General features: G+C 68.7%; 7 protein-coding genes and 1 pseudogene. 5 read left to right on the top strand and 3 right to left on the bottom strand.

Going from position 1 to position 7720, the window contains the following annotated elements; genetic code table 11:
* Together AC5RV2_RS12245 and AC5RV2_RS12240 are read right to left on the bottom strand one after the other, a co-directional pair.
* A partial coding sequence (locus AC5RV2_RS12245) for a cache domain-containing protein (protein WP_494092555.1) occupies positions 1-642 on the bottom strand: 642 nt, incomplete at its 3' end.
* A complete protein-coding gene (locus AC5RV2_RS12240; protein ID WP_494092554.1) occupies positions 639-1424 on the bottom strand; it encodes a winged helix-turn-helix domain-containing protein in 786 nt (261 codons plus the stop codon). The genes AC5RV2_RS12240 and AC5RV2_RS12245, both read right to left, overlap by 4 nt.
* Positions 1425-1611: 187 nt before the next feature.
* On the opposite strand from AC5RV2_RS12240, the gene AC5RV2_RS12235 reads away from it, so the two are divergent.
* The 4 genes from AC5RV2_RS12235 (at position 1612) to AC5RV2_RS12220 (ending at position 5849) form a co-directional block, all read left to right on the top strand.
* Entirely contained in the window at positions 1612-2679 is a 1068-nt protein-coding gene (locus AC5RV2_RS12235) for an ABC transporter ATP-binding protein (RefSeq protein ID WP_494092553.1), read from the top strand.
* Between the two features lie 43 nt (positions 2680-2722).
* Positions 2723-3922: an ABC transporter substrate-binding protein gene (locus AC5RV2_RS12230; RefSeq protein WP_494069245.1), complete on the top strand. Its 1200-nt coding sequence runs from the start codon at positions 2723-2725 to the stop codon at positions 3920-3922.
* A 182-nt stretch (positions 3923-4104) separates the two neighbouring features.
* A complete protein-coding gene (locus AC5RV2_RS12225) occupies positions 4105-5034 on the top strand; it encodes an ABC transporter permease (protein ID WP_494092552.1) in 930 nt (309 codons plus the stop codon).
* 11 nt (positions 5035-5045) lie between these two features.
* Positions 5046-5849, top strand: a complete 804-nt coding sequence (locus AC5RV2_RS12220) for an ABC transporter permease (protein WP_494026219.1) — start codon at positions 5046-5048, stop codon at positions 5847-5849.
* A gap of 51 nt (positions 5850-5900) precedes the next feature.
* Here the strand turns inward: AC5RV2_RS12220 and AC5RV2_RS12215 are convergent, their stop codons facing one another.
* The gene (locus AC5RV2_RS12215) at positions 5901-6968 is read right to left on the bottom strand and encodes an enoyl-CoA hydratase/isomerase family protein (protein ID WP_494092551.1); all 1068 of its coding nucleotides are present in this window, start codon (positions 6966-6968) and stop codon (positions 5901-5903) included.
* A 147-nt stretch (positions 6969-7115) separates the two neighbouring features.
* On the opposite strand from AC5RV2_RS12215, the pseudogene AC5RV2_RS12210 reads away from it, so the two are divergent.
* A pseudogene (locus AC5RV2_RS12210) lies at positions 7116-7720 on the top strand (hypothetical protein); the annotation flags it as partial.

Genomic DNA, 7720 nt, shown 5'->3' with positions numbered 1-7720 from the left:
CACGGCCCCCGGTGCCAGCAGCGTGCCGGCAGCCAGCTGGGCGTCGGCGGAGACCACCACCCGGCCGGCACGGTTGACCAGGGCTGCCGCCGGGTGCAGTTTCTTCAGGGCCGGCAGCAGCAGCGGTTCCAGCGATTCGACGAAGACGTCGGCACCGGCCACGCCGACGCGCCGGTCCCCCACCGCGACCGGGACCGTCATGGTCATGGTGTATTCATCGGTGCAGAGGAAGTCCACGTAGGGTCCGGTGACATGCGGCAGGCCGGTCTCCATCGGCTTGGTGAACCACTCACGACGCATATAGGCATCGGACGCCGAAGCCAGGGCGGGCAAGACCAGCCGCTCCATGCTCTCGCCCTGCCACCACGCCATGTGCCAGGAAGCGTCGGCCACCGCGTGGGCGGCGGCCACGAAGCCGGAACCGACCACGGGCCATCGCCCGCTCCCCACCAGCGCAGCGGCCAGCGGCTGCATGGTCGCGGTGACCTGCTTGCCGCCCGGCGGCCGCGACGGGTCCTCATACAACCCGGCCAGGGCCGGCACCCAGGCATTCACTTCGGCCAGGATGCCTTCGAAGAATCCGGTGACCTCGGCGAGCGGATCCGCCGCACGTATTGATGCCGTTTCGGTCATGGCGTTCATCCCGTCCTCCTTTGGGCGGTAGCGGGGGTAGGGCCGGCGGGCCGGTCGGTCAGCCGGGCGTGTTCATAGATCAGCGCCGCCAATCCGGCCTGAATCTGCGCGCTCACGGTCTCGCGCGCCGTCGCGGCATCGGCTGCGGCAACCGCATCGGCAATGCGATCGCACAGCTGCACCATCTTGGCGTCGAACTCCGCGTCCTCGTGCAGCACGGACAACAGCGGACCAAAGTCCTTGTAGAGCCGGACGAACTCACGCGTCAGCCGCGCCGACTGGCTTAATGCTGCCAACTCCAGCAGGAAATCGCCGACGACGGCTCCGCCGGTGCCCGTCGAACGGGAAGCATGCAGGATCCGGCGCAGCATTTCGGCGTCGTCGGGGTCCGCAAAATCCGCCGCCAGTTCGGCGGCGGTCGCCGCAATGGCACGGTAATGGATGGCCAGGTCCCGCAGCTCAACCCGGCTCATCCGGCTTAGGCGGTCGCGGACCAGTTCCGCACGGCGTCCGGTGGGGACGGTGACGAAGGTGCCTCCGTCGCGGCCCCGCCGGGTGGCCACCAGCCCGCGGGATCGCAGGCCCACCAAGGCTTCGCGGGCCGTCACGGTAGCCACGCCCATGGAGGAAGCGAGCTCGGCCTCGCTGGGCAGCCGGTCGCCGTCGGCCAGCACCCCCGCGGCAATCCCTTCCAGGATCCGGTCCTCCACGCGCTGTGCCTTGCCGCCCTCACCCAGCGGGGCGAAGACCGCGGCGAGCAGGCGCTGGCGTGGCGGTGATTCCTTGGGCATGCGTCGATCCTTCCAGACGTACCGCCCGCGGGACGGCAGGACGCGGCGGAGGGCCTGCCGCGGAACGGCGGCCCGTCACAAAAAATCTACCCGATGTGACCGGCTTTACATTTAACCTCTGGTTTCATAGGTTAAGGCAAGACGATGTAGTCCACGCCACATCAGCCCTTCCTGAAAGGACCCAGCCGTGCAAGCCACAGCCACCTCCGCACCCACCGCGCCGGACAGCACGGGGGCCTCCGCCACGCCTGCCATCTCCCTGCAGCAGGTCGCGAAGACCTTCGGCGACTTCACCGCCGTCAAAGGTTTGGACCTGGACATCCGCCAGGGCGAATTCTTCTCCCTGCTGGGCCCCTCCGGCTCCGGGAAGACCACCGTGCTGCGAATGATCGCCGGCTTCGAACTCCCCAGCTCCGGCCGCATCGACCTGGCCGGCCGCGACGTCACCCGCAAGGCGCCGTTCGAACGCGACGTCAACACCGTGTTCCAGGACTACGCGCTCTTCCCGCACCTGAGCGTGGCCCAGAACGTGGAGTACGGGCTCAAGCTGCGCAAGACGCCCCGGAACGAGCGCCGCAGGCTGGTGAACGAGGCCCTGGAGATGATCCGCCTCCCCCGCGTGGCCGACCGGCTGCCCTCGCAGCTCTCCGGCGGGCAGCGCCAGCGCGTTGCCCTGGCCCGGGCACTGGTCCTGCGCCCGCAGGTGCTGCTGCTGGACGAGCCCCTCGGCGCGCTGGACAAGCAGCTGCGCGAACAGATGCAGGTGGAACTGAAGCAGATCCAGCGCACCGTGGGCATCACGTTCGTCTTCGTGACCCACGACCAGGAAGAAGCGCTCACGCTCTCGGATCGGGTCGCCGTCTTCAACGAAGGCGTGGTGGAGCAGGTGGGCACGCCCGAGGATCTGTACGAACGCCCCGGCAGCCGGTTCGTCGCCTCCTTCCTCGGCAACACCAACCTGGTGGAGGGTGCGCTCGCCCGGCAGCTCACCGGCTCCGACGCCCTGCTGAGCATCCGGCCGGAGCGCATCCACATCCGCCGCCTCGACGAGCCGGTGGAAGCAGCCGGTCTGTCCACCGTGGAAGCGGAGATCGAGGAGGTCATCTACACCGGCCCCTCCACCCGCTACGTGGCGCGCACCGCCGTCGGCCAGACCCTGATCGTCCAGGAGCAGAACGATTCCCGTGCCTCCGGCGCCGGGCGTGGCGACCGGGTCCGGCTGCAGTGGTCCTCCCGCTTCAACTACACCGTCTAGACCTGCACCACCAGCACTACGCACCCTGAAGGAAAGGTACTCCATGAAGATCACCAAGGCACTGCCGCTGGCGGCACTCGCCTCGCTCTCGCTGGTCCTGGCCGGCTGCGGCGGCTCCGCTCCCGCATCGTCCGCCGGCGGCGGCATCCAGGTCCCTGACCTCCCGGCCGCCACCGAGGTGGGCGAGTCCGAGGGCGAAGTCAACATTATTGCCTGGGCCGGTTTCGTCGAGGACGGCTCCACCAACCCCGACGCCGACTGGGTCACCGAGTTCGAAAAAGAGACCCAGTGCAAGGTCAACCGCAAGGTCGGCGCCACCAGCGACGAGATGGTCCAGCTGATGCGCACCGGCGAGTACGACCTCGTCTCGGCCTCCGGCGATGCCTCGCTGCGCCTGATTGCCGGCGGCGACGTGGCCCCGATCAACACCGACCTGATCCCGAACTTCGGCCACATCGTGGACGGCCTGAAGGGACAGATCTACGACACGCTTAACGGCAAGACCTACGGCGTTCCCATCGGCCGCGGCGCCAACGTCCTGATGTACAACACCGAGGCGGTGCCCGAAGCCCCCGACTCGTGGGAAGCCACCTGGGACCCGAACAGCGAGTACGCCGGCGAGATCATGGCCTACGATTCGCCGATCTTCATCGCCGACGCGGCCCTCTACCTGATGGCCACCCAGCCGGACCTGGGGATAACCAACCCCTACGCGCTGGATAAGGAGCAGCTGGCCGCGGCAGTGGAGCTGCTCAAGACCCAGAACGGGGTCGCCGGCGAGTACTGGAACGACGCGCTGAAGGCCGTCTCCTCCATCTCCTCCGGGACCGCGTCGCTGGGCACCGGCTGGCAGGTCATCGTGAACATCGCCCAGGCCGACGGCGGCAAGGTTGAGTCCGTGCTGCCCAAGGAAGGCGCCACCGGCTGGTCCGACACCTGGATGCTCTCTGCGCAGTCCAAGAACCCCAATTGCGCCTACCAGTGGATGGACTGGGCCTCCTCCGCCGAGGTGAACGCCAAGATGGCCCAGAACTTCGGCATGGCGCCGGCCAACGCGCTGGCGTGCGAAGGCTCCAAGGAGAACGAGGAGCACTGCGCCACCTACCACGCCACGGACGAGGAGTACTACAAGCAGGTGTGGATGTGGACCACACCGGTGGAGCAGTGCATTGACGGCCGCACCGACGCCACGTGCACCAACTACCAGGAGTGGACCAAGGCCTGGACCGAGGTCAAGGGCTAGTCCCTCCCTCCAGCACCCCTCCCCCATGGCAGGGGCGCGGCGCGCGGTGAGCACCGCCGTCGTGCCCCTGCCTTGGAGCGCACTCCCCAGCACGACGGCGGTGTCCCCGCCGGCCGTGCACACGCATCCTGATCAGCACCGCATCTGAAGGAGGAACGGCGGGCAGGCCCGCCGAAACCACCATGGCAGCACCAACGATCGAACCGGAGGCCGCAGCCGGCAGCGCCTCGGCGCCGGGCAGCGAGCGCAGCGGACTGGGCGACCGGATCTCCCGACTGCTCTACGCCCGGCCCAAGCTGCGGCTGACCGCGCTCCTGACCCTGCCGCTGGCCTGGCTGGGCGTGCTGTACATCGGATCGCTGATCCTGTTGTTCATCACCGCTTTCTGGACCACCGACTCCTTCACCTCCAAGGTGATCCCCGCGTTCACCGTGGAGAACTTCGTGGAGATCCTCACCGTGCCGGCCTACCAACTCACCGCGCTGCGGACCATCGGCATCGCGCTGGCCGTGACCGTGCTGTGCGCCGCGCTGGCGCTGCCGCTGGGGCTGTACATGGCCAAGATCGCCTCGCCGCGGATGCGCGCGGTCCTGGCCATCGGCATCACGCTGCCGCTGTGGGCCGGATACCTGGTGAAGGTGTTCTCCTGGCGCATCACGTTCTCCAGCGGCGGCCCGCTGGACTGGCTGCTGGCCCCGCTGGGCATGACCGGGCCGGGCTACGGCCCCGCGGCGCTGGTGGTCACGCTGGCTTACCTGTGGTTCCCGTACATGGCGGTGCCGGTGTACTCAGCCTTCCGCCAGATCCCGGACAACCTGTTCGACGCTTCCTCCGATCTGGGCGCGAAGGCCTGGTCCACGGTGCGCACCGTGGCCGTCCCGCTGTTGAAGCCGGCGTTCATTGCCGGGTCCATCTTCACGTTCTCGCTGAGCCTGGGCGACTACATCGCCGCGCAGTTCGTCGGCGGGAAGACGCAGGTGATCGGCACGGTGATCGCCTCCAACATCAACCTCAATCCGCCGCTGGCCGCCGCGTTCGGCACCGTGCCCATCGTGGTGGTTGTCCTGTACCTCTTCCTGGCCCGCAAGTCCGGCGCCCTCAAGCAGCTTTAGGAACTTCACCGATGAGACTCTCCTCCTCCGCCAAGGTCACGCTGCGCCTGTTCGCCGGGCTGGTGATGGCCGCCATCTACCTGCCGCTGCTGCTGGTGATCGTCAACTCCTTCAACGCCACCACCTCCGGCGCGTTCCCCATCACCGAATTCACCACCCGCTGGTGGGAAGCCGCGTTCCGCAACGAGGGCGTGCGCGAGGCGCTCTGGACCTCGCTGCGCGTGGCCACGGTAGCCACCGTGATTGCACTGGTGCTGGGCAGCATGATCGCGTTCGCGCTCTCCCGGTACGACTTCTTCGGGAAGAACACGGTCAACCTGCTGGTGGTGCTGCCCATCGCACTGCCGGGCATTGTCACCGGCGTGGCGCTGAACAACACGTTCAAGACGGTGCTGGAGCCGCTGGGCATCGGCCTCGGGCTGTTCTCGGTGATCGTGGGACACGCGACGTTCTGCATCGTGATGGTGTTCAACAACGTGCAGGCCAGGCTCGGCCGGATGAACAAGGGCCTGGAAGAGGCCGCCATGGACATGGGCGCCAACGTGGTCAAGACCTTCTTCCAGGTCACCTTCCCCGGTTTCCGCTCGGCGTTCGTGGCCGGCGGCCTCCTGGCCTTCGCGTTGAGCTTCGACGAGATTGTGGTGACCACCTTCACGGCCCCGCCCGGAACCGAGACCCTGCCCATCTGGATCTTCAACAACATGGCCCGGCCCAACCAAGCGCCGGTGGTGAACGTGATCGCCGCGGTACTGATCATCGTGTCGATGATCCCGGTCTACCTGAGCCAGCGGATGACCGGAGACGACAAGAAGTAGCAACAGCAGGAGCGGCGCGGGTTCCCGGTTTCCGGGGCCCGCGCCGTTCGTCTAGCTGCCCCCGGCGGGTTGTGCCGCCACCGTTGCGGCCAGGCCCAGTTCGTCCTCGCCGAGGTCCGCGAAGTAGGACTCGACGGCGGCACGGTCCACCTCCGCGAGCGTGGCCGGGTTCCACCGCGGATTGCGGTCCTTGTCGATCACCTGGGCGCGGACGCCCTCGGCGAAGTCCGGGGCGGCGACCAACCGGATGCCCAGGCGGTAGTCCTGGTCCAGCACCTCCTCCAGCGTCTCCATTTTGCCCGCGCGGCGGAGGGCCTCGAGCGTGAGCTTCACGGCCGTGGGCGACTTCAGGGCGATCTCCTCGGCGGCGGCCCGCGCAGCCGGGACCGGCGAGTTCCGCAGGGCGGCGAGGATCTGCTCCGCGTCATCGTGCGCGTAGCACTCATCGATCCAGTGGCGGTCCTTATCCAGGTCCGACGCCGGGACGTCCGTGTGGGAGAAGGCCGCCATCGCTTCGATGGCCGGGGCTTCGGCGAGCGCGGCCGCCAGGGCCGGCAGCTCGGCGCTGTCCACGAAGTAGTCGGCCAGGCCCATCACGATGGCGTCGGCTCCGGTCCCGGTGCCTGCGGTCAGCGCGAGGTGGGTGCCGAGCTCCCCCGGTGCCCTCGAGTACAGGAAGCAGCCCCCGACGTCGGGAATGAACCCGATCCGGGTCTCCGGCATGCCGACCTTGGTCCGCTCCGTCACGACCCGGTAGGAGGCGTGTGCCGACACTCCGACGCCGCCGCCGAGCACCACGCCGTCCATGAACGCCACGATCGGCTTCGGGTAACGGGAGATCAGCGAGTTCATCCGGTACTCGTCTTCCCAGAAGAGCTGGTCGCCGCCGTCCTTCATGTGCCGGTAGATGGCCACGATGTCGCCGCCGGCGCACAGTCCCCGTTCCCCGGCGCCGGAAATCAGGACGGTCTCGACGGCGTCGTCCTCGGCCCACTCGCGGAGGGCCGCGGTGATCGACGTGATCATCGAGTCGTTGAGGGCGTTGATCGCCTTCGGACGGTTCAGGACGATGTGGCCCAGACGGCCGGTGCGCTGCAGCAGTATCTCGTTGGTATTCATCGCTGGACAGCCTACCCGGCGGCGGCCGCCGCGTCAGCGGGAGCCGGCCTGCTGGCGGCGGCAACCGGCTGAGGCGGGAACGGTTGAAGGGCGGCCGTGGACGTTCGGCCTCTCGACGCCGGGAGGTGCACGCCCTATCCTGCACGAATGACCCATCCCGACGCGGAACCGGGAACGCAGCCGCCATCCGGAGCTCCGGAACGGGGCACCCAGCCGGCATCCGGACCTCCGGAACCGCCACTGCGCCGGCTGCCGGTGTGGGCTGTTGCGGGCTGCTGCCTGCTGCTGGGGGCCGGCCTGATGGTCCTGGGACTTGCCGCGGGAGGCGCGGTCGCGCCGCCCCTGCCGGGTCTGCCCTCGGCGGGAGCAGCGACCGCCTGGGGGCTTCCGGCGGCAACGCTGCTGGCCACCGTCGGCATGGTCCTGGCCGTCGGCTTCGCCTGCGTGGCGCTGCTTACCCTCCCCGCGGGAAGCCAAGAACTGTCGCCTGCCGGCCGGGGGCTGGCCGTCGCGGCGGCCGCGCTGGGAGCCGCGGCAGTGCCGGCCGTGGTGGTCCGCCTTTGGTTTACCGGGAGCGAACTGCTCGGCGTGCCCGTCACCCAACTGGACCCCGCGGAGCTGATGCGGGTGGTCTTGGAGGTCAGGCCCGGCAGGGTCCTGCTCTTCCAGACGGTGCTGACGGTCGTGGCGGCGGCGACCGCGCGGTTCTCGCGCACGGCGACCGGCGCGGGACTGGCCCTGATCCTGCTGGT

This window comes from Arthrobacter sp. Y3225116 (genome assembly GCF_059091245.1).
This window is presented reverse-complemented; position numbering and strand designations above follow the sequence as displayed.